The sequence below is a fragment of the Xylanibacter muris genome (assembly GCF_013166605.1).
Classification (GTDB): domain Bacteria; phylum Bacteroidota; class Bacteroidia; order Bacteroidales; family Bacteroidaceae; genus Prevotella; species Prevotella muris.
Genome location: NZ_JABKKF010000005.1, coordinates 248,477 through 270,595 on the forward strand (window position 1 = coordinate 248,477; position 22,119 = coordinate 270,595).

Sequence of the window (22,119 nt, forward strand, 5' to 3'; positions counted from 1 at the left end):
CAATTAAACCGTTAGCCTGATACAGATGGCCCCCATTTTGGGGATACCGCCATTCCATATATAAATATTAGTATCTACTTAAAACAATAAGTGTATGAAAGATTTAAAGATGTATATCAACGGTAAGTTTGTTGATAGCGGTTCCGGTAAATGGATTGATGTGCTTAACCCTTCAACGGAGGAAGTCATAAGCCGTCAGCCTGACGGGACAGTAGAGGATGTGAATGCGGCTCTTGATGCCGCAGAGGCCGCACGGAAGTCGTGGGCGGAAACTCCGGCCATAGAACGTGCCGCTTATCTTAACAGGATTGCCGACGGTATACGCAAGCGTCGTGAAGAGTTTATCGATATAATAATGCGTGAGCAGGGAAAGACGCTCACATGGGCAACAGTAGAGGTGGACGTCACGGCAGATTACTTCGACTATATGGCCACGTTCGCGCGTCATATAGAGGGTGAGGTCATTCCGAGCGACCGTCGCGGTGAGACAATCATACTTACAAAACGGCCGATAGGAGTGGTGGCGGGCATTCTGCCATGGAACTTCCCGTTCTTCCTTATTGCCCGTAAGGCCGGTGCAGCCCTTATCGCCGGATGTACGATAGTAATAAAGCCGTCACAGCTGACTCCCGAGAACTGTACCGAGTTTGCCAAGGTCGTAGACGAGGCAGGCTTGCCGGCAGGTGTCATCAACATCGTTACCGGACGCGGTTCCGTGATTGGCAACGAGATGGCCGGAAGCCCGAAGATAGGTATAGTAAGCGTCACTGGCAGTGTCGGGGCTGGTGAAAGCATCATGAAAGCCGCGGCTGCGAACATCACGAAAGTGTCGCTTGAGCTTGGAGGAAAGGCTCCGGCAATAGTATTTCCTGATGCCGACCTGGATGCTGCCGCACAATGGGTGCTCGACAGCCGTATAGGAAACAACGGACAAATTTGCAACAATGCCGAGCGTGTTTACGTCCATAAGGATATAAAGGAGAAGTTCACAAATCTGTTGCTCAGGAAGTTTGAGGCAGTCAAAGTCGGAGATCCGTGTCTTGACCATACGGTAGACATGGGGCCGTTGGTTGAGAAGCGGGCTTTGGAAAGCGTTATTGCGAAGGTCGAGCATGCCAAAGAGCAGGGAGCCAAGGTGCTTTGCGGAGGCCACCGTGTGGGCGACAAGGGGTATTTCTATGCCGCTACGCTGCTTGACAATTGCACTCAGGATATGGACATTATCCATGAGGAGACATTCGGCCCTGTTCTTCCTATCGTTGAGTTTGAAGATACCGACCAGGTAATAGCATGGGCAAACGATGTCGAATATGGTCTTGCATCGTCCGTATTCACTAAAGACATAGACACGGCGGCCAAGGTCGCACGTAATCTTGAGTTTGGCGAGACATATATCAACCGTGAGCACTTTGAGGCCATGCAGGGCTTCCATGCCGGTGTGAAGAAGAGCGGTATCGGAGGTGCGGATGGAAAACATGGTGTGGAGGAATATCTTGTCACTCATGTCACTTATCTTGACACTCATTACGAATAGAAGTGATATCCTACGGTAATTGTTTACCGTATATCGGGCAGTTTTAATGTTTTTGCTGTTTATCGTTAATGATAGCGGAAATATTAGAACTGCTTTCTTTTTATCCGCTCATTATGAGCGACTTATGTTATGTTGTGAGTTATTTGTGAACACATTGTATGACGTGTTCATAAAGTTGTGAATTAATTGTGAACATATATTTGATATGTTTGCTCTTACTTTTTGTATATTTGCGAGAAATAAAAGTAAGAGCTGATTATGAATAGTAGATCATTTATTGTTTTTGTATTTTTACTGATATTTCCGTGCCCGTTTGTCATTGCGGGAATAGTCGTTCTTGATAATGATGAAAACGAATTGTCACGTGACAGGCATGTTGAAATACCCGTCGTCTCTTTCAACGACAGTATTTTGACCGTGTCTTCCGACAGTATTATAAATAATGTGGAGGTTGTGATAAAGGACCGCTCCGGCAATGCCGTTTATTCAGTAACAGTAGATGCCGTTCCCGATGGCAGCTCGGTTTCTTTGCCCGGAAGTTTTGGTAACAGAGGATATACTCTGGAGCTGTGTTATGACAGTAATTACCTTTATGGTCATATCGAATGACTCTATACGGATAAATTTTGAGACTTTTTCAGAAATTTTCTTTGGCTTAAAAGCTTTTTGTGTATATTTGCAATTGATAAACGTGACAATATGTTAGTATAAAGGATGGTTTTATGACTTATTGTGCTGTTATAGGCTGATGATGTTGCTTTTAGGTATTTTGGAATAAATGACCGTATAATAAATTATTAACAATTAAAATTAACTTGATTATGAGGAAACAGTTTCTTTTTCTTGGCATACTTGCAGCCTTTTATGCCTTGTCATTCTGTTCTGACGATGAAGTTTCCGACAGTTTTGAATCCCCTCCGTCAGCCCTTGGTGTTTCCCGTACTATGACCGTTGATGAACTCACGGAGAGCTACACCGTGAAGGTGGAGGCTATGAGCGATGGAGCTATAAGTTTCTCAGAGGTAAGCGTTTCCGGCATGTCCGCAATCCGGAGCGTTGATGCCAATAACAATCGCGACGAGGTGGTTGTGACCTTTGACCGTCCGGTAGCGTCCCGGTCATCCTTGCGTCTTGCCTATTCCTCAGGCAACACTCCCGTATCTGAATACACTCTTGACTGTGGCGCTGAAAGCTACGTCATCCCTGCCACGGGGATGCGTCCCGGTGTATATCAGGTGTCTCTGATAGAGAACGGCAAGCTTGCCGGCTCGTATAAATTTGTAAAATAATCAACTATTCAGTTTCCTGGCGGTGGGGGCATAGACCCTTATCGGTCAGGAAACATCTCTCTCTTCAAATCCCTTTGCAAGTATAGGGATGCGCTGTTATAACGATATTTTTAAATTTTAAAAACTGTGACTTATGAAAAAGACAATAATTACCTCGTTGGCATTGCTCACCTCTGTGTTTTCCGTGGGGCAGAATATAAAAGTCATTTCTGAATTGTATTCTTGGGATGGCTATAATTTAGAGAAGGCTCTTGGCAATGAATGGGCGGAAATAGACTCTCTTGTTGTTTTAACTTGCAGTCGGGGAATGATAAATGAAAGTGATTTTCCCTTTATCCGTAAATGTTGTGAGGAGGGCCGTCTCAGCGGAATAGACTTTCGTAGAATTAAGATGGAAAACATTCCCTCTTCTGCATTCTCTCCGTCAGTATCCTCAGACGGTGTCAGACGGGAAAGTAAACTAAAATATATAACTTTACCGGCCGGTCTGAGAGGTATAGGCGAGTCGGCTTTTCTTGGAACAAATTTGATAACTGTAGACATTCCCCGTACTGTTGAGTCTATTGGTTCCCGTGCCTTTGGTGAGTGCCCGAATCTGCGTTCTGTCATCTTGCGCGGGAATACTCCCATGAAAGGTGTGGCTCCCGATGCCTTTTCAGGAATAGCTCCCGATGCCGTCCTGACTGTTGATACGGAATCTGCTGAGCATTACCGTTCTTCCGATACATGGAAAGTGTTTAAATCCATATATGCAGATGATGATATCTTCAGGACGCTTTCCGTTCACTTTGACGGCAGTCTCACAGCGAAGGAAATTCTTGGCAAGGATTCTGCAAATGTCGATTCTCTGATTGTCACAGGTGTTCCTACTGCGTCAGATTTGCTTTATATGATGTGTTTGCCTGTTTTTAGCAACGGGCGGCTTTACGGTTTGAATCTCTATGACTGTGACATTGAAAAAATCTCAGATGATGTAGATTTCTTTGGTTACAAAAACAGAATAAATTATCTGAATCTGCCCAAAAAGTTGAAAAAAATCAATGATAGTTTTTTGGGTAACACATATATCAGATGGTGCTCCATTCCCAATACAATAGAGGAAATAGGTATTGCAGCCTTTAATGAATGTAGAAATCTGAACATGGATTTGATCATCCCTGAAGGCGTAAAGATTGTCGGTTTTACGGCATTCTATAATTGTTATAATTTGAAATCAATATATCTTCCGTCAACCCTGTCGAAGTTGGGAGAATGGTCGTTCTATATGCCAAGTGCCGGGAGATTTCCAGACAAGGTGTTGGATGTATATATGAACAGAATGACTCCACCTGAATATATATACTTGGATGGTTATACTCAGGAGGATATTTTGGGTATGGGTGGGGCATTCAATATATGGTGGGATAATGCTTGTCATAACGTTCGTCTTTTCGTTCCCGTCGGTGCAAAGAAGAACTATGAGAATAATAAAAATTGGGAAGTCTTGAGTGAGATAATCGAGACCCCGGAGCTTACCGGTGGTCCGAACGGAATAGACGGCACGGTTGTATCTTCTGACGCAGACAGCGGTGTCACCGAGGTATATACCGTTTCGGGGCATTTGGTATGGCGTGGCACGGGCGAGCCCCGCTTGGAAAAAGGTCTCTATATCGTTAAGACGGGCGGAAAGACTGAGAAGTGTATTGTCAGGTAACGCCCCTGTCCGCGCGGTCCTTTGCCGGATGCGCTGTTATAGCGATATTTTAAATTTTAAAAACTGTGACTTATGAAAAAGACAATAATCACTTATTTGGCACTGTTCGCCTCCGTGTTTGCTGTTGGGCAGAATATAAAAGTTATATCTAAAATGGATGACCCAATTCAAAATCCGGATTTTTTCCAAAAGGCTCTTGGCAGTGAATGGGCAGAAATAGATTCTCTTGTGATAACGTATCCGTACCCCATGCTTGGAGATAAAGAATTCCGCCTTCTTCGCAAGTGTTGCGAGAAAGGGCGTCTCAGTGGTATTAATCTTACTCATTGCGGAGAACGTGATATACCGGACAATGCCTTTTCTACTCTTGGGGATTCAGATAAGGGGAATTTTCTGAAGAGTAATCTGAAGTATGTTTCCCTTCCTCAAGCCTTGAAGAAAATTGGTGTGGGTGCTTTTGCAGGAACAGGCCTTCGCTGTATTGACATCCCCCGTACCGTTGTATCAGTAGGGCCGCAGGCTTTTGGGCGGTGTCCGGAACTTCGTAGTGTGACAATAAGGGGCAATAAAGCAATGACATGTATCAGTAAGGATGCTTTTTCCGGCTCTTCATCCAACGCTGTTCTTAATGTGTTTACCGATGCCTATGACTATTATGTAGATTCAGAAACCTATAAAGGCTTTAAAGGCATAAATGCTGATGCAACGATATACAAAGATCGGACAATACACATTGACGGCAGTCGTACAGCAAAAGACATACTTGGAGCAGACGCTTACGACATTGATTCCTTGACTGTTACCGGAACACCAAATTCAGATGATTTTGAATTTATATGCTCTTTATCCAATTCCTGCAATGGTCGGCTTCATGGCCTGAATCTTTTTGACTGTGATATTCAGGAAATGTCCGATGACTGTTTTGGTTCTGGAGTGAATAAGATACTGAATATTGTATTGCCAAAAAATCTACGGAGGATAGGACATGAGGTCTTTAGTTATTCCATGTTGGAGAATATTTCGTTTCCCCCGACATTGAAGGAGATAGGTATTTTCGCGTTCTATGAGTGCCGGTATCTTTGTTGTGATTTGAAACTTCCGGAAGGGTTGGATTATATTGCTTATCAAGCATTCTGGATGTGCGTAAACTTGAAATCCATATATCTGCCTTCTACATTGGAACGTTTAGGTGTGCAGGCTTTTTATAATCCTTATTATGTGGAGGGAATAGAGGACGGACCGGATGTTTATATAAACAGGCGAACCCCTCCGGTAGAAGTAGACTACGCTGGTGAGCCAGAAAATAATGTTGGGCCTGTATTTGGGGCGAGGGTGGACTCTTGGCGTCTTTTCGTTCCTGTCGGTGCAAAGAAAAATTATGAGAACCTGAAACATTGGTTTTTTAGCGAGATAATCGAGACCCCGGAGCTTACCGGTGGTCCGAACGGAATAGACGGCGCGGTTGTATCTTCTGACACAGACAGCGGTGTCACCGAGGTATATACCGTTTCGGGGCGTTTGGTATGGCGTGGCATGGGTGAGCCTCAGCTCTCTAAAGGCCTTTATATAATGAAGACAGGCGGAAAGGCAGAGAAGCGCGTTGTTGAGTAATTCCTTTTGGCCATCACTGTCATGGATGTGGTGGCCGACAAGCAAATGTTAAAAGTGTATTCAGACCGAATATACTTTTAACATTTATTTCTGTTTGCCGTAATTTGCCGCTTTACCATGACAAGTTATTGTGAGGTCATGTATTAATGGTTACCGGACAGGATAAGATATGTATGGATTGTTTGAAAATCGAATATCCGATTTTATTTAAGATATTTTGTTCTGTTTATATGCACAATCCACCCGAATACGGCTGCGATTGTAACTCCTGCTATATTTGCGGCAAAATCTAACCAGTCACCACTTCTTCTTCCGTTTGTACAGTACTCCTGTAGCAGTTCTATCGCACCGCTCATTATAACAGGGGCCAGCCATGCCATAATGAACAGCCTTTTTCTGTTTATCCTTTCTTTGTGTCTGGTTAAGTATTCAATCCATATTACAGAACATGTGCCGGTATACATTGCGATGTGTGCCCACTTGTCGAAGAAACTGATACTGCTGAGTTTTGTATGTGGAGGCGTAAAGAAAGACAAGTACCATATTATGACAATAAAAGCTGTTGAAAATGGATTTTTCCTGATTAATTGATACAAATATTGCATATTTACTTTCTATTTCGGTGCAAAAATAATATATTTTTCATACTTTTGCAAATGAACAAGTATAAAATAGTTATGTCATTACAGGAAAGAGCAAAGTTTGGAAGTAAAATAGGTGTGATTCTTGCAACGGCAGGTTCGGCCGTAGGATTGGGTAATGTGTGGCGTTTTCCTTATATGACAGGTGAGAACGGTGGTGCAGCTTTTATAATATGCTATGTGTTCTGTATTGTAGTGCTGGGATTGCCTTGTATGATCAGTGAGTTTGTTATAGGGCGCAATGCAAGGTCTAATACGGCACGCGCTTATCATAAACTTGGCGGGAGAAGCCCATGGATGGTTATAGGATATCTTGGAGTGCTTACGGGGTTTCTGATAACTGGTTATTATGCTGTGGTGTCGGGTTGGTGTCTGCAGTATATTTATGCTTCCGTGTCAGGATGTCTGCATGGTAATCCTCAGTTTATAAGAGACTATTTCGTGAGTTTCGAAACAGATCCTTTGAAACCTATATTGTGTACTATAATTATTCTCGCTATCACACACATGATAATATCCCGCGGTGTGAAGAGAGGAATAGAGAAGGCTTCAAAGATGATGATGCCTACGTTGTTTGTTCTTCTGCTGTTTATTGTAATCATGTCATGTATGCTTCCCGGTGCCGGACGGGGTATCTCGTTTCTTCTTAAACCGGATTTTGATAAAATGAACAGTGATGTTCTTCTTGGTGCGTTGGGACAGTCGTTTTATTCGCTAAGTATAGGAATGGGATGCCTGTGTACGTATGCGTCTTATTTCAGTAAAGAGACAAATCTTGCCGGTTCGGCTGTAAAGATAGGAGTGATAGATTCATTGGTGGCTATTCTTGCCGGACTGATGATTTTTCCTGCGGCGTTCTCGGTGGGAGTGGAACCCGACAGCGGGCCGTCGTTGATATTTATAACATTGCCCAATGTGTTTCATCAGGCTTTTTCTTCTGTTCCGGCAGTCGGAGATGCGGTAGCGGTCATGTTTTATGCATTGCTTTCGCTTGCAGCCTTGACATCTCTTATTTCATTGCATGAGGTAAGCACGGCTTTTCTTTCTGAAGAACTTAAAATATCCAGAAGCCGCGGTGCCTTGATTGTTACGGTTCTGTGTACCGCTGTCGGGGTGTTCTGTTCTCTTTCTATTGGAGGTTATGAAGGCCTTCAACTGTTTGGGAGGTCATTGTTTGATGTTTTTGATTTCGTGACTGGCCAGGTGTTTCTTCCTGTTGTGGGATTTCTTACATGTATTTTTGTGGGATGGTTTCTTCCTGGTCAGCTTGTTAGGGATGAGTTTACCAACTATGGGACATTGAAAGGAAGTTTCTATCGGCTTTATATCTTTTCTGTAAAAATAGTATGTCCTGTATGTATTGTCCTGATATTTTTGCATCAGTTTGGAGTAATCTGAGAAAGTGTTACTGACAATAAGCGGCAGACGTTATACAATAATCAAAGTTCAAATTGATGATGCCGAGGCATGACGTTTGTTGAAAAACATAGTTAAAATATGATTTATGAGATGGATAAAGAAATATCCTATATACATCAATAGGAAGAGTGACCGAAGGGTTTTTATCGTCAGTGCTGCTATTATGTCAGTGTGTATTCTGCTTGTTTGTTTTTTCGATGACAAAGAAGACAACACAGTTTATCAACATAATGAAGAAAAGGCAGCTTTTAGGGAATTTGGGAGACAGGTAAAAAACACAGAAAGCGGTAGGATCTCATATTATGCGGTAGAAGCAGCACAAACAGAACTTTTCGATTTTGACCCCAATACGGCCGACAGTACACAGTTTCTCCGTTTGGGTCTCAAGCCTTGGCAGGTCAGAAATATATATAAATACAGGGCAAGGGGAGGAGTTTTTTCCAAACCGTCGGATTTCGCCAGGGTTTACGGACTTACCGTAAAGCAGTATAAGGCGTTGGAACCGCATATAAGAATCTCGGATGATTATCTTCCGGCCGGAACATTGTTTGAGAACGGTAAAAATGAGACGCATTATTCTGTGGAGACATCTGCTGGTGTTTATGATAAAGAAGCATTCAGGAAACAAGAGGATTCGTTGCGCAGCACAAGAAAACTGTCTTTAGGACAGTATGTTTCTGTAAATACGGCTGACACCTCGTTATTGATGCGTATTCCAGGTATTGGTGGATACTATGCTGGTGCGATTATACGTTATCGTGACAGGCTTGGCGGTTTTGTAAGTCTTGACCAGCTTGACGAGATAGACGGGTTACAATCGTCTGTAAAGCAATATATGATGTTGGAAACAGAAAATACAGTGCGTTTGAATGTGAACAAACTGTCTTTGTCTGCCCTTCGCAGACATCCATATATGGGTTTCTACCGTGCAAAGGCGATCATCGACTATCGTCGCGTTCACGGACGGATAGCCGACCTTTCCGACCTTTCTCTTGTTCCTGATTTCACTCAGGAGGCAATCAGGCGTCTTGAACCCTATGTGGAGTATTGAGTAGTATTATTATGTGATTGATATTTATGCTAAGAACTCTTGTTTTTATCGGTGTCGGAAGTTTTATTGGTGGAGTTGCGCGTTACTTGTTTTCACGTTTCATACAGTTTCATGCCGCCACGGCATTTCCATGGGGAACAATGACTGTAAATATCGTAGGCTGCTTTTTAATAGGCATCATCTATGGTCTGTGTGATCGTAGTTTTATAATGAATAACGATTTGCGCCTGTTTCTTACTGTCGGTTTGTGTGGAGGGTTTACGACATTTTCCACATTTATACATGAAAACTATATGTTTCTTGACGAAAAGAATTGTCTGAATGCCATTCTTTATTCAATGTTGAGTCTTGGCCTCGGACTTTTTCTCGCTCGTCTTGGGCATATTCTTGTAAGAATGTGTCTGTCGTGATTCAGGGTGTTAAAGGCAGTGGATCCTCTTGGTCTGTCGGGTGAGCCATATAATATACTACAAATCAATAACTTATAGTTGATAAGACGAGAAATTCAATATAACAAAAAAGGAAGCTGATTATCTCAACTTCCTTTTCAAGTGGTGCCACCAGGAATCGTGATTTATCCCCAAGTGGTTGAATATCATTCTTTTCTAAAAGCAACTCTACTGTAATCTCCTCCGATTGCTCCACCAATGACTTGCGTTGTTCTGCGCAAGGTTGCGTGAAGGTTTCCAAATGCAAAGGTAGTGAATTAGTTTGAACTTTTACCATTGTTATCTTTCAATTTCTTGATTTCCTTATCAAAATCGCTTTCAAGCAGTTCCATTTCGCGTTTGCGATAGAAGGCAAACTCTTTTTCGGCCTTCTCAATCGCTTGTTTATGCGAAATGTTTCCCTTGCCAATCAAAACCTTCCGCTTGTGTGCTATAATTTGGTTGTCCAGTGCTTCTATCCAATCTTTCATTGTCATAGGATTCATTTCCAATGCTTGAAACTCGGCAAAGTCCAAGAAACCGGACACAAGCAGATTTAGACGTTGAAGTTCAATCTCAGACAAATAGTTCTTGGCAATCTTTACATCATCCTTAGTCACATAATTTCCCTTGAAGTTCGTCATACCCACAAACGGCTTCTCATTGTCCACACGATTGTAGATAACTTCTGCTGCCGTATTCTCATGGACAGCATAATGCAACTTGTTTTGTACGGTGGCGAAGAACATCTTTGTCATCTCATCGCGTGGGTCATAATCCGTGGCCGTAGCATAAATATCGGTGACTTGCTGATAGAAGTTGCGTTTGCTACTACGAATATCCCTAATGCGTTGTAACAACTCACGAAAATAGCGATTGCCGCCTTGCTTTAAGCGTTCATCATCCATCGCAAACCCTTTCTGGATATACTCATGAAGTCTTTGTGTTGCCCAACGTCGGAAACGAGTTGCCACTTGAGACTGGACACGATAGCCCAAGGCGATAACCATGTCAAGGTTGTAGTGCTCCACTTCTCGTTCAACTTTACGAGAACCTTCTATTTGAACTGTTCGGAATTTCCGAACAGTTGCCTCCTTTACTAGCTCTCCATCCTCAAATATATGCTTAATATGCTCACTTACATTTGATTTACTCGTTTGATATATATCCACCAACTGATTTTGTGTCAGCCACAAATCTTCATTGGCAAAACGCACCGACACACGAGTAATTTCGTTGTCGTCTTGATAAAGTATTATTTGGTTTTCTTTGTTTATTAGTTGCATTTTTTTAGTATTTTATTGTCAAAATTACACACTTTGTAATAATTTTTCTCTCCGCTTATTCTTTCAAGTTCATATTGAAAACGTTCCCATTCACTCAAATCCTTATGCCAACTTTCAAATTCATCTAGATCATCCATGTACTTTACTCTATTGTTTTCCAATAACCTTGTTTCCTACCTCCTATACGCTCTAATAATCCAAGTTCCTGAAGGCGTGAAAGGTTATACTTGACACCATCTTCAGTGATGTTGGGAAGGCTTTCACTTATCTCTTTTCGGGTCGCTTCGGGATGCTCTTTTAAGAAAGACAGCATAGCCTGCTGTTGCTCTGTCAGGTTTTGGGTAGTCTTTTGGGTAGTCTTTCTTTCTGGATACTCAAACTTGAATATCGTCCAAATGCCCGAAGCATCGTAACGGAATTCTGGTGTGGAAAATCCGTCATTCTTACAGGCTATAATGATACGTTCAATGTCACGTCCCCATGCTTCAATTTCTCCAGAATGAAAGAATGTATTGGCAATGTCAGGGTTATAGGGAAAACTACGATGAGAAGATAGCAGTGTTTCCACTGTCCAACCGTCTGGCAATACACCACCATTTACAATTTCCAGTTTTATTTTCATACACGCGAATTTGTATGGGAGAAGGTTCTGCATAATCCTTGTTAATGCAGGCATTTAACAACGCCTCGCGAAGAGCTTCCCTTGGTATAGGCAATGTTTCTATTCGATGAATACCATCGTAAGTTACGACGGCTTTCATATATTTGGTGCATAGTAAATCCATTAGTTTTACAATTTGCTGAAACAGGTTGCCATGTACTTCATCTTGATACACCAAATCCATTCCCTCACGGAAGAAGCCCACCTTTACAAAACTTCCGGTCACGTATCGTTCCGGGTCTGGATGGAACAATAAAGCAGCAGCACGTTTTAGGTAATCACTTTCATAAAGTCGAAGTTCTTCTAACAGACCATGGTTGTCATCCATTAAATCAGCATCTTCCATGCGTTCGCTTCGTTTAGCATATTTGCGAAATAAATCAAAAGTCGCATTGTCCAAATCCTCTGTTTTCAGATAAGGCACTGGTACACCGTCCCAAGTTTTTCCCTGTTTGCGAAGCATAAAACGGTCGAGTGCCGCACCTTTCAACTCTTGGTTGGTGACTCCGCTCCGCTGGTAATACTTGCCGCGGAAACTGATTGGATAAGGATATGCTTCAGTTACTATTTCCAGATATTGCTTTTTATTATCCTCTTTTTGATTAACATCTACCAGTATTCCGAGCATATCACGTACCTTATTGGGAATATCTTCCATCAACTTCTTGGCTTCTTGTACACCGCAGATTTCGCCATTGTCCTTAATGCCGACAAACAGTGTTCCACCTTGTGCATTAGCAAAACCACATATCCATTTCAGATATTCGTCGCGCCAAGATTCTTTGAATTCTATGTTTTGTGATTCGGTTGTCATTATACAATTCAAATTAAAGCAATCCATATACAATACAGCTAAAGATAATAAACAATATAATAATTATAGAGAGTCTTACTACCTTTATATCAATTCCATACTCTCGTTTAAAGGTTGATGTTATTTCTTCTTCATTATAAATTTGAATATCAGAACGTTTTTCCAAAAAGTCAAGCCTGATGTATTGATAAATTGTACATATTGCATACAAACAAATGATAAAGAAATCTAACAGGAAATATATAATACAGAATCTCATCAGAACAACAAAGAAACCTTTCATAAACGTAAAGATACTAGTTTTATTCCATAATTCATATGAAATAAAATTGTATTTTGAGATATCCATTTCAATATCAAAAAGCAGCCCTATTAGAATAAGTATAATTACGCTAATAGATAATAGTATTGCGTAAGAAGTTAATGCATTAAACTGATAATAAAAATTCCATAAATGTAATTCTTTTACTGGATGGATAGAGTCGACTTTTTCACTTGCCTTACTGATAGATTTGGTTGTTTAAATTTGTTTTGACTTATCGAATATAACAATGATTAGACTTAAAAATAACGCAACCATAATAGACAAACACGTTAGAATGTGGTTTGTCGCATCACTTGTTAATCCTGTTGGTTTATACAAACAGAATATGAAACTAACACATAGTGCAATAATTTGTAGAAAGGAAAAAAAGAACTTTGGTTTTTTCTCTTTCCCATTTAAATTTTTATATTGCCATTCGTGCCCATCTTTAATGAGACGAAATAAATAATATATTAATAGATTACTATTCATCTATGTTCTATGCCATAAACTTCAGGCTTTATTTTACTTAATAAATTATCACATAATGATTTCAATTCATCTCGTATAAAATCTCCATTATCATCTGCTGAAATATAATTGTCAACAACTATAATGGGGCGGATGTCATTTTCCTTATCTATTGAGAAGGGTAATGATTTCTTTTGCTCTTCATTTTTCATGACACCTTTTTTGTTAGCAAAGGAAGAGAGTGATATTGTAGAGTTTCCAGCTTTGAGGGCAAAGAATTTACTGATTCTATTGATTAACGTATTCGAGTTTTGAATATCACTTATATTTGTTTTTGGAACAATCGTAACCTTAACATCAAATTCTTCAGAATTTGTAACAGACTCTTCTTCTGCTTGAGTTTGGGTAATAATTTCTTGCTCAAATGATAAACTAAACAAATTTGCACTTTCTATAAACTCCATTTTTAGCCATTTGGGAAAATATGAATTAACACGACATCCTTTTGTCGCATCTGTTTTAAACAATCTTTCAATAAAAGGTTTTACAGCTCTGCGTATGGATGCATTTTCCTTAGACTCAACCATTAATATCCCAATTTTGGAATCTAATGGAAAATAGAAGTAGAAATAATATCTATCAGTGACAATGTCAGTTTTGTTTATAGTCCTTCTCTTAGAAGGATCTGACATTTTAGCAAGTTTTCGAACGGAATTATAAGGACCTGCATCAATAAATCCTTCTATTGTATAAACTGAAGAGTGAGAAGTCAGTATGTTATTTATACGTTCTCCTTTTCCTTTAAACAAGGTTAGACCTATGTTTTTATTTTCTACACAGAAAACATCTTTGCCTATCAGCTCTATTAAGTTGCGATAAAACGTATTAAATAGTTTTGAATATGTAATAGTTTTGTCAGTAATATTATTCTTTTTTAGAATAACATCCTTAAAAATTCCTGCTCGTTTATTTAGAACTATTTGGTATACATCAAGTTTACTAGCCATGTCAATATTTATTTTCCTCCTTTAATTCGATTACAATTTCTACAAAGCATTTGACAATTCTCTGCTACAGTTGTACCGCCCTCTTTCCAAGGGGTGATGTGGTCTGCTTCCATTTCTTCCAACTCGAAATGTTTGCCACAATGTACGCAGATTCCTTTCTGCCGTTCGTATGCTTCACGTTTTTGCTTTTTGTCGAATGTTCTGAAACTGAGATCACGTAGATCTTCACTTAATACATAGCGATAGATACCTGATTTCTTCATAATCTCATCGTCCTCCATCAAGTCGTGGATTTGCTTTTCAAGTACATCTGTATCGTAAACGCCCTCACCAAACTCGTCAAACATCGCTCCCCAATCCAAACCTTTCATTTCACGACGATATTTAGGGAATGTGGAACGTATCCATGTGATGATTGATACAAAGTAAGCCCACAACTTGTTGGCATTTGGGTCAAACTGATGTTGTGCCATATAATCATCAACCTTTGCGATGCCATCATGACGGGCTGCCCATTTGAGGATAGTTGAAAGATACGCTTGTTCAATGGCACTACCGTTTAGAAAATCTGCACCGAGTTTATAAGCTGGGCAACCATTCTTTGAAAAATGACGGCGGGCATCTGTCACAAATGGACCTGTATAGACTGCGTTAAGAAGTTCTTGGTCGAGCAGCTTTTCTCCTGCGATATTGATAACTCTGAACCAATCTAATTTTTCCTTGTCTGTTCCTTCACAGAAATATACTGTTAATTCGTAATTTAGGAACTTCTCCTTTTCTTCGTTTGTCAATGTTGAGAAATAGAGCGTGCCACGGTCTTTGTCCTCAATATTGAAGCCGTGAGTAAAGAACTCGCAGATTGACAACGTGCGTTGTTGCCCATCAATCATCTCGTAATTACCATCTTCGCCAACACTCCAATACATGATATTGAGTGGGAATCTTTTTAAGATTGTATCAATAACAGCTTGCTGCTGTTTTACATTATATCGGAACTCACGTTGGTAGGGTGGGCGAATATCCAATTTGCCTCCAAAGCCTTTAACACCTGTATCGGGATTGTTGCTATAGCCATCGATAAGGTCAGCAACTTTTATTGATTTTAGTTCTATCTTCATGGCTAATTACTTTTTACGACGAATAATAATTCGAGTGAATGGTTTCTGTGGATAACCGTTTACCATATAGAATAATTGTCCGTCGCGAAGACTTTTATTCAATTCTTTAAGTTTACGATCAAATGGGGTCAATCCAAGTTCTTTACCGGAATCGCCTTCAGCAATTCCAATTATTTCAAATTGCTCAGGATTGTATTTATCCATAAAAGTAATGGGTACTCCCATCTTCCCATCATAATCACATGGTATTTCTGCTGTTTTGGAAATATCTATTGCATCATAATTCTCATATTTAGGATATTCCTCGGGAGAATACTTTTTATAAAGAATGATATTTTCATGTCTTTTAGGTGTTTCAAGATTCGTAAACCATGTAACTCCTGAAACACGTATCATGCCTTCACGGTGGTCTCCAGCGGTAGCCTTGTCTTCGTAATGAGAAATAAAATGGCCTGCCCCTCCTTTAAAACCATAGCCAAGCCACAGTTTATTTTGTTGGATAAAGGGGAATATTTCTTTGTACTTGATAGCATTTTGATGTCCGATAATCAAGAACTTCTTATCATATTCAATGAGTTGTGCTACATATTCTCTAAATAAAGAAAATGGAGGATTAGTGACAACTATATCCGCTTCTTTTAGAAGTTCTATACACTCTTTGCTTCTAAAATCGCCATCCCCTTTTAATGGCATCACACCAATTTCATCCGCATTAGGGATATGGTCTCCGTTCTTGTCTCCTTCATAAACCAAATATACAGCCTGTTCACTTTTATTTTGACTGAACAAGTCCATGTCTTGATTCTTGTAACAAGTGGTAATCAACTTTTTCAATCCAAGGAACTCAAAGTTGTAGGCAAAGTAGGTGAAGAAATTGCTGACACGTGGGTCATCGCAATTGCACAATACAGTTTTGCCACGAAAATGCTCACGATAATGTTTCAGCTCATTATTTATATCTTCAAGCTGCGTATAGAACTCGTCTTTCTTAGCTTCTTTAGCTTTATTCAGATTCTTATTTGCCATATTATTTTTCGTTGTTACTAGGATTAATCAGTTCACGTACATCTATTTTCAGTACATTCGCAATCTTGACAAGCATTTCTAATGATGGTTGTGAAGTATTGGAACACCAACGAGAAATAGTAGCTTCATTCTTTTGGAGTTGTTCTGCTAACCATTTCCCGGTTTTATTTTGTTCAACCAATACTACTTTTATTCTATTTATTCTTTCTGATTCCATTCCTATTTGGCTTTAAAGAACAGCAATATCTTGATTGTATATGCAAATGTAGTGATTATTTTTGAAAAATAGATGTGAAACCGAGATAAATATCATCCATGCTTGTTTGGAAAACTATACCAGTGGTACAAAACACACCATGGATGCTTGTCAGGCACAAGGTGTGGAAACCCTACATGGTCTTCCGATGGAGGTTTTGTAACTATCACGTTCAAGCGAACTGATATCGCATCAGCCACAATAGAAACTGATAAAGAAGACAAGAACGCAACTAAAGAGGACCAATACCCCTCAAGAACCCCCTAAGTACCCCATAAGTGGAATTGTTCATTCAGAAAATGGGCGACTCTTATATGTCTATGAGGGATATGGCGGATGTATGTGATATTAAAGACTTAAAGCATTTCCGTGAAAGTTATATCACTCCTGCATTAGAAGAAGGATTAATTGAACGACTTTATCCCAATCAGCCGAAGCATCCAAAACAGAAATACAAATTGACAGAAACAGCTAAAAAAAGGCTGATGAGGAATCTCTAATAGGATTATTGCCATATAACCGCATCGGAATGAGGCTACCATTCCGATGCTAAATTTTATAGTCGATTTGATTATGAAGCACTTGATGCCATATCAGTCGGATTTTGATTGGATACTCTCCTGCATCAGACTGTCGGAAACTGCTTTCAGGGATGTTTCATATCCGTCCGCCTGCTTCCGTATTCATTCAATGGCTTTCTCGTCCCTGTGCAAGTTAAACACCTCGTTCAGCCAAAGCACATCATTTGTATTGCATCCGCCCCAAGAGCGGATGGCTCGGAACTTCAGCGCATCATCGGCATACTGCCTTTTGGACTGCCACTGTGCGATATTGCCCCACAATGATAAGGCGCATACCACGTCAATACCCACAACGAAAGAAAAGACCTTGCTTGACTTGATATCAAAGCGATGCTTGTGAATATGCTCTTGTGGTTGCAGTTCTTGTTGCACGCCTTGTTCTCCCTGCGACTTCTTGATAGAATCTAATTGTCGCAGAATCGCGAAAGAAAGTTGTGCGTATGCCTTCCATAGCCTTGCCAATAAGCCCTTAATATCTTCCGACTGAGCTTTAGTTGTTTCCACGATTACATTCTTAATCGGGGATAAATCCTGTTGGTTATCTTCGGTTTTCGGATGTTGGTTTACCACGTTGGGCAACTCTTCCAACTTGCCGCTTATGCCTTTTAAAGCTGTCTTGATTTCCTCAAAGAGGATAAATACATTGTTGTCTGCCATGATTACCAGTTGATTTTACGTTGTTTCTTCTTTTTCTTGTTTCTCAGATACGGGCGTATGGCTGCTGTTCCTCCGGCATATTGCTTGGAGAGAATAAGCCTAATGACCCCTCAATAAGACTGTTACTACTATTTGAGGTAGGGCTTATTTCTTCCCGATTAGTTTGCGGTTGAGATAGCATCTGCCGTTCCTCGTAATTGTTACGGCTCAATGCCGCATCAATCTTGGAGTAACTGAATTGTCTGTCCACCTTTGAGCCGTTGAAACGATAGCCGTTCATGGTAAAGACTATACCTTGAATCTCATAGGTCTGTCCCTTATATTTAAACTGCACATCTACATCTTGCTATTCCAATCTTTCAAGCATGGTGTTCCAATTTTTGCATCTGCCGACCTCCGTTTTCAAGATTTGGTATAGCTCGTACCTCGTCTTATCCGGTTCACGCAAACGGTCTGCTTTCACCTGCTCTTTACCATTGGCAAAGTGAAGCCCGTATTTCTTGGTAAATTCCTTGCAAATACGCTCGCTGCGAAAGCAGTCATTCCTGTCAGAAATGGTCTTGCCATTATTGCCAATGTGGTTGAACGCAATATGCACATGTGGATGCTCCTTGTCAAAGTGCCGTCCAATGATGTACTGCGTATCCTTGATACCCATATGTTCCATATATTCTTGGGCAATCTGTGCCACGACCGCATTATTCAGTCGTGGCGCATCTTCCTTAGAAAAACTCAAAGCAATATGCCCGACAGACTTTGTTAGCCTCGGATTCATCTGTGCCTGCCCGATAACCCCCTGCGCTATCGTATCGTTATTTTCTAAAAATAAGCCGTCCGCATCTATGATTTGAGTACCCTTCTCATCCAATCTGTCACGCACCTCACCGCTGACGAATACAGGTTTGCGGTCTGCAATCTTTGGAATCTGTAAGTATGTGGAGCGATACTCCTCAAATGACAACCTGCGTTGTTTGCTGCTGATGCGTCTGGCAACAGTCCGCTCTGGGAAATCATCCGTTTCAATAGCCGTGGTTGCAACCTCTTCATTATTGTCCACATCTTCCCATACATTCTTTTTTTCAATCGGGAGCGTCTCGGACACAGCCTCCATTACTGCGGATGTGTCCGGTTCATCGGGTGCTGGAAATAGGGATGCCACTTCTGTGGGCTGTTCCTCTTTCGGTGCGGAGGGTATTTTCTCTCGCTTGGGTCTGTCTATGGAAGGCAGATAGTCTTCCAGTCTGAAGTTCTTGTACGCTTCATCGTTCTCGTAAATTCTTTTCTTTGCCATCTTGTTACATTTTAATCGTTAATACTCGTGGTCTGTATGCGCAAAGTTGACAGTTTGTCGGAAGCAAAATAACTGCCTATTATTCATCTCGTCAAGCACAAAACCAACTACCGTCCCGAAGATGTGAAGCGTATCGTCTCCATCGTGGAGGACAGGAGAAAGGAAGCAAGGTTCAAAGGCAGGACAATCTAATAACCGAATAAAGTAATAACAATAATCCCACTAAATCCAAAGTAATATGAATGAACTGATTAACAAAGACAACGAGTGGATAATCCACTTCATGGGTCGTCTTGACCGACTGCTGGACAACGTAGAGCATCTGACCGCCAACTATCGCCCGACATTGGGCGGTGAGCGTTTCTTCACCGACAAGGAAGTATCTGCACGCCTGAAGGTGAGCCGCTGGACACTTTAGGACTACCGCAACGAAGGGCGTAGCCTATATCCAGTTGGGCGGTAAAATCCTCTACCGTGAATCCGATATTGAACGGATGCTGAATGACGGCTACCGTTCCGCCTACCGACAGGCTGCAATCTGATTTTCTTGAAGGAGTGCAGTTTGCCGTCTGCCCTATGATTGCGGAACAATGGACTTCAACTATACCATAGGTTATTACCTCTGCTACAGGAAACGAACAGCGTAATCGGTGTTTCTTTTGTGGCGGTACTAATTTTACTGATTATAAACTGTCTAAGCAGAACACTTTCTTTACTGCATACTCTGAATGCAATGGCTATAATCATTGCAATGTTATAAACATCATAACTGATACCGTCCAATTGCTTTATATACTTCATCGTATCATATTTGTTCAACTCCTTATTCTTATATATTGTATGAATCGCCTTGCGAATATCGCATGAGAAAACACCGAACAAAATCCGCAATCTCAAACTTGGTCATCCATACAGGTGCAGTAGGCATAGTGACTGCACCCGTTGCACTGATTGTTATTATTCCTCTTTCCATACCTATTGCATTGCTTTTGACATCACGGACTTAACATTATTCATATCTCTCAGAATAGAGGAGTCAAGTACACGAGCGTAGTGCTGTGTCATTTTGATATTGGAATGACCAAGCATTTTCGCCACGTTTTCAATACTCACACCATTGGCAAGATAGACTGAGGTTGCATACGAATGCCTTGCAACATGTGTGGTCAAGGTCTTGTTTATCAGACACAAGCCTGCAATTTCTTTTAGGTAGCTATTCATCTTCTGATTGCAAGGAACAGGAAGCAGACAGTTTTTCTTTTGGCAAGCCGGATGCTTTGCGTATTTGCGGAGAATCTCCAGCGGAATATCAAGTAAGGGGATGTTGCACATATTCTTCTTTTTCTGTCGAGGCTTATGAATCCAAAGGTTGCCATTGGAGTCTTCTACGATATGTTCCGGTGCCAGTTGTTGCACGTCTATGAAGGCTAACCCAGTGAACGCTGCAAAGATAAAGACATCACGAACAATGGTGATACGCTCTAACGGAAACCCCTTGTGATAGATAGTGAGTAGTTCGTCCATTGTCAGAAACTCACGGATAACTTCCTTCTCGTGGAACTTGATGCCCATAAACGGATCTTTGGTTATCCATTCGTTGGCAAGTGCAAGATTGGTTATCTTCTTCAAGCACTTCATGTAGCGGATAACCGTATTCTGCTGGCACTCCTTTTCCGTTTTGAGATAGAACTCAAAAGCACGTACCAGTTCACCATTGACTTCCGACAAAGGTAAATCCTCCTTGTCGTATTTCAGTTTGATAAGTTCAGCAAGGTAACGCTTGCAGCTCTCATAACGGCGGACGATAATCAGGGCATAGTCCTTTCCGACAAGTTCACGGCATTGGTCGTTATGTTCTTGGATGGTTTGAATGAGAGTGCGGACAACCTCGGGCACTTGGTCTTGCCCGAAGAACTTTTCCTGCAACAGGCGAGCGGTGATGAACTGACCTTGTTCCTCCAGTTCATTGAAAGTCTGGTGGAGCTTGATTCTCGCATCTTCGATATACGCATTGAGGTCACAGGATTTGCGGCTTTTCCCTTTGGCACACTCCTTCGCCTGATTCCACAAGGCAGGCTCAATGCTCTTGTGGATGTTGTTTTCCACTCGCGCACCGTTCACTGTGATGCGCATACACACGGAGGCTTCCCCGTTTTTCAGCAGTTTGGCTTTCTTGATGAAGAAAAGCACATTGAATGAGTCTCTTTTCATGTTCCTACAGTTTTTCGTTGTACAAAAGTAGGAAACCATGCACGCTTTCTTGATACGCAAAATACTGCAAATCAGAGAGAAGTAATCTTATTCGGTGGAGATATGTACTCCACCTATTTTGCTCCACCTTTTGGAACACCAGTAACAGTAATATTCTGCCGTTTTTTGCGTTCCGCTGGAAAACAAAAAATCCTGATTCCGTTTGGAAATCAGGATTTTACTGTCTTTTGCTTTTCTTCTAAGTGGTGCCACCAGGCAACCGCTTTGTATTCTTTTATCTTATTGATATACAGAATTATATAGGAAGTGAGATGCGCCGAATGTACACTTTCAGTACATCGTTCCGATTGCAACCTCAGTTTATCTGAATACAAAGGTATAACATATTTCAAAACTGGCAAAACTTTTCAATGTGTTTTTAATGAGGAAGTTACTGAGGCGTTGAAGAAAAATTCGATTTAACAGGATATTTTCAAAGTGTACATAATACATAACTGTGTACATATTGGTTTTTTATTTAGTAACTTATGTAATATGAATCCCATCTATTTGGGAGGAGTATTTGCATCTCTTTGAGCTTATCGTATTGCCGATTTGAGTGAAATAACAAATTTATATACCACCGATTTTAGTGGTATATAAATTTGTTAGTGGTATATATTTTTCGTAACTTCCTCTAAAAAGTCAAGATTTCCCAAAATCTCTTCCAAGTTAAAGGGCTGATTACCAGAGTAAAATATTTGGTGACATTTCCTTAAGAGGTATAACAT

General features: G+C 40.8%; 18 protein-coding genes and 5 pseudogenes. 11 read left to right on the forward strand and 12 right to left on the reverse strand.

Going from position 1 to position 22,119, the window contains the following annotated elements; all coding sequences use genetic code 11:
* The first annotated feature begins 94 nt into the window (after positions 1-94).
* The 5 genes from aldA (at position 95) to HPS56_RS07390 (ending at position 6,127) form a co-directional block, all read left to right on the forward strand.
* Positions 95-1,534: an aldehyde dehydrogenase gene (gene aldA, locus HPS56_RS07370; RefSeq protein ID WP_172275511.1), complete on the forward strand. Its 1,440-nt coding sequence runs from the start codon at positions 95-97 to the stop codon at positions 1,532-1,534.
* A 258-nt stretch (positions 1,535-1,792) separates the two neighbouring features.
* Positions 1,793-2,143 (forward strand): DUF3244 domain-containing protein, encoded by a 351-nt coding sequence (locus HPS56_RS07375; protein WP_172275512.1) that lies wholly within the window; start codon positions 1,793-1,795, stop codon positions 2,141-2,143.
* Between the two features lie 212 nt (positions 2,144-2,355).
* Positions 2,356-2,823, forward strand: coding sequence for a hypothetical protein (locus HPS56_RS07380; RefSeq protein WP_172275513.1), 468 nt, complete (start codon positions 2,356-2,358; stop codon positions 2,821-2,823).
* A gap of 133 nt (positions 2,824-2,956) precedes the next feature.
* Positions 2,957-4,516, forward strand: coding sequence for a leucine-rich repeat domain-containing protein (locus HPS56_RS07385; protein ID WP_172275514.1), 1,560 nt, complete (start codon positions 2,957-2,959; stop codon positions 4,514-4,516).
* A gap of 72 nt (positions 4,517-4,588) precedes the next feature.
* On the forward strand, positions 4,589-6,127 hold the full coding sequence (locus HPS56_RS07390; protein ID WP_172275515.1) for a leucine-rich repeat domain-containing protein: 1,539 nt from the start codon (positions 4,589-4,591) through the stop codon (positions 6,125-6,127).
* 203 nt (positions 6,128-6,330) lie between these two features.
* Here HPS56_RS07390 and HPS56_RS13340 read toward each other — a convergent pair whose 3' ends face one another.
* Positions 6,331-6,507, reverse strand: a complete 177-nt coding sequence (locus tag HPS56_RS13340) for a VanZ family protein (RefSeq protein WP_253952412.1) — start codon at positions 6,505-6,507, stop codon at positions 6,331-6,333.
* 297 nt (positions 6,508-6,804) lie between these two features.
* Between HPS56_RS13340 and HPS56_RS07400 the strand changes: the two genes are divergently transcribed.
* The 3 genes from HPS56_RS07400 to crcB all read left to right on the forward strand — a co-directional run bounded on the left by HPS56_RS07400 (position 6,805) and on the right by crcB (position 9,648).
* Positions 6,805-8,166, forward strand: coding sequence for a sodium-dependent transporter (locus HPS56_RS07400; protein WP_172275544.1), 1,362 nt, complete (start codon positions 6,805-6,807; stop codon positions 8,164-8,166).
* 106 nt (positions 8,167-8,272) lie between these two features.
* Positions 8,273-9,238, forward strand: a complete 966-nt coding sequence (locus HPS56_RS07405; RefSeq protein ID WP_172275517.1) for a ComEA family DNA-binding protein — start codon at positions 8,273-8,275, stop codon at positions 9,236-9,238.
* A 26-nt stretch (positions 9,239-9,264) separates the two neighbouring features.
* A complete protein-coding gene (crcB, locus tag HPS56_RS07410; RefSeq protein ID WP_172275518.1) occupies positions 9,265-9,648 on the forward strand; it encodes a fluoride efflux transporter CrcB in 384 nt (127 codons plus the stop codon).
* Positions 9,649-9,944: 296 nt separating this feature from the next.
* On the opposite strand, the gene HPS56_RS07415 is transcribed toward crcB, so the two are convergent.
* The 7 genes from HPS56_RS07415 to HPS56_RS07440 all read right to left on the reverse strand — a co-directional run bounded on the left by HPS56_RS07415 (position 9,945) and on the right by HPS56_RS07440 (position 16,570).
* Entirely contained in the window at positions 9,945-10,943 is a 999-nt protein-coding gene (locus HPS56_RS07415) for a virulence RhuM family protein (protein WP_172275545.1), read from the reverse strand.
* Between the two features lie 151 nt (positions 10,944-11,094).
* Positions 11,095-11,520, reverse strand: a complete 426-nt coding sequence (locus tag HPS56_RS13345) for a putative DNA binding domain-containing protein (RefSeq protein WP_285822064.1) — start codon at positions 11,518-11,520, stop codon at positions 11,095-11,097.
* A complete protein-coding gene (locus HPS56_RS07420) occupies positions 11,492-12,427 on the reverse strand; it encodes an RNA-binding domain-containing protein (protein ID WP_253952413.1) in 936 nt (311 codons plus the stop codon). The genes HPS56_RS13345 and HPS56_RS07420 overlap by 29 nt, the downstream gene beginning before the upstream one ends.
* A gap of 792 nt (positions 12,428-13,219) precedes the next feature.
* A complete protein-coding gene (locus tag HPS56_RS07425) occupies positions 13,220-14,209 on the reverse strand; it encodes a hypothetical protein (RefSeq protein ID WP_172275519.1) in 990 nt (329 codons plus the stop codon).
* Between the two features lie 8 nt (positions 14,210-14,217).
* Complete coding sequence (locus HPS56_RS07430; RefSeq protein WP_172275520.1) at positions 14,218-15,327, reverse strand: HNH endonuclease family protein; 1,110 nt, start codon at positions 15,325-15,327, stop codon at positions 14,218-14,220.
* A gap of 6 nt (positions 15,328-15,333) precedes the next feature.
* Positions 15,334-16,353, reverse strand: coding sequence for an adenine-specific methyltransferase EcoRI family protein (locus HPS56_RS07435; protein ID WP_172275521.1), 1,020 nt, complete (start codon positions 16,351-16,353; stop codon positions 15,334-15,336).
* A gap of 1 nt (position 16,354) precedes the next feature.
* Complete coding sequence (locus HPS56_RS07440; protein WP_172275522.1) at positions 16,355-16,570, reverse strand: helix-turn-helix transcriptional regulator; 216 nt, start codon at positions 16,568-16,570, stop codon at positions 16,355-16,357.
* A 317-nt stretch (positions 16,571-16,887) separates the two neighbouring features.
* On the opposite strand from HPS56_RS07440, the gene HPS56_RS07445 reads away from it, so the two are divergent.
* Positions 16,888-17,109, forward strand: a complete 222-nt coding sequence (locus HPS56_RS07445) for a Fic family protein (RefSeq protein ID WP_289704604.1) — start codon at positions 16,888-16,890, stop codon at positions 17,107-17,109.
* 93 nt (positions 17,110-17,202) lie between these two features.
* Here the strand turns inward: HPS56_RS07445 and HPS56_RS07450 are convergent.
* Together HPS56_RS07450 and HPS56_RS13200 are read right to left on the reverse strand one after the other, a co-directional pair.
* Positions 17,203-17,847, reverse strand: a pseudogene (locus HPS56_RS07450) (hypothetical protein).
* Positions 17,848-17,849: 2 nt separating this feature from the next.
* Positions 17,850-19,138 (reverse strand): annotated as a pseudogene (locus HPS56_RS13200) (relaxase/mobilization nuclease domain-containing protein).
* A 90-nt stretch (positions 19,139-19,228) separates the two neighbouring features.
* On the opposite strand from HPS56_RS13200, the pseudogene HPS56_RS07465 reads away from it, so the two are divergent.
* Positions 19,229-19,330 (forward strand): annotated as a pseudogene (locus HPS56_RS07465) (helix-turn-helix domain-containing protein); the annotation flags it as partial.
* Between the two features lie 46 nt (positions 19,331-19,376).
* Positions 19,377-19,680, forward strand: a pseudogene (locus HPS56_RS07470) (helix-turn-helix domain-containing protein).
* 55 nt (positions 19,681-19,735) lie between these two features.
* Here HPS56_RS07470 and HPS56_RS07475 read toward each other — a convergent pair.
* Together HPS56_RS07475 and HPS56_RS07480 are read right to left on the reverse strand one after the other, a co-directional pair.
* Positions 19,736-20,111: pseudogene (locus tag HPS56_RS07475) on the reverse strand (virulence RhuM family protein).
* A 2-nt stretch (positions 20,112-20,113) separates the two neighbouring features.
* Positions 20,114-21,349 (reverse strand): site-specific integrase, encoded by a 1,236-nt coding sequence (locus tag HPS56_RS07480; protein ID WP_172275524.1) that lies wholly within the window; start codon positions 21,347-21,349, stop codon positions 20,114-20,116.
* Positions 21,350-22,119 lie beyond the last annotated feature (770 nt).

Bases quoted from the DNA above. Each gene is read 5' to 3' on its own strand.
- HPS56_RS07375 (WP_172275512.1), top strand. From the start codon at position 1,793: ATGAATAGTAGATCATTTATTGTTTTTGTATTTTTACTGATATTTCCG.
- HPS56_RS07380 (WP_172275513.1), top strand. From the start codon at position 2,356: ATGAGGAAACAGTTTCTTTTTCTTGGCATACTTGCAGCCTTTTATGCC.
- HPS56_RS07435 (WP_172275521.1), bottom strand. From the start codon at position 16,353: ATGGCAAATAAGAATCTGAATAAAGCTAAAGAAGCTAAGAAAGACGAG.
- HPS56_RS07390 (WP_172275515.1), top strand. From the start codon at position 4,589: ATGAAAAAGACAATAATCACTTATTTGGCACTGTTCGCCTCCGTGTTT.
- aldA (WP_172275511.1), top strand. From the start codon at position 95: ATGAAAGATTTAAAGATGTATATCAACGGTAAGTTTGTTGATAGCGGT.
- HPS56_RS07385 (WP_172275514.1), top strand. From the start codon at position 2,957: ATGAAAAAGACAATAATTACCTCGTTGGCATTGCTCACCTCTGTGTTT.
- HPS56_RS07405 (WP_172275517.1), top strand. From the start codon at position 8,273: ATGAGATGGATAAAGAAATATCCTATATACATCAATAGGAAGAGTGAC.
- HPS56_RS07425 (WP_172275519.1), bottom strand. From the start codon at position 14,209: ATGGCTAGTAAACTTGATGTATACCAAATAGTTCTAAATAAACGAGCA.
- HPS56_RS07480 (WP_172275524.1), bottom strand. From the start codon at position 21,349: ATGAAAAGAGACTCATTCAATGTGCTTTTCTTCATCAAGAAAGCCAAA.
- HPS56_RS07400 (WP_172275544.1), top strand. From the start codon at position 6,805: ATGTCATTACAGGAAAGAGCAAAGTTTGGAAGTAAAATAGGTGTGATT.
- HPS56_RS07430 (WP_172275520.1), bottom strand. From the start codon at position 15,327: ATGAAGATAGAACTAAAATCAATAAAAGTTGCTGACCTTATCGATGGC.
- crcB (WP_172275518.1), top strand. From the start codon at position 9,265: ATGCTAAGAACTCTTGTTTTTATCGGTGTCGGAAGTTTTATTGGTGGA.
- HPS56_RS07440 (WP_172275522.1), bottom strand. From the start codon at position 16,570: ATGGAATCAGAAAGAATAAATAGAATAAAAGTAGTATTGGTTGAACAA.
- HPS56_RS07420 (WP_253952413.1), bottom strand. From the start codon at position 12,427: ATGACAACCGAATCACAAAACATAGAATTCAAAGAATCTTGGCGCGAC.
- HPS56_RS13340 (WP_253952412.1), bottom strand. From the start codon at position 6,507: ATGGCATGGCTGGCCCCTGTTATAATGAGCGGTGCGATAGAACTGCTA.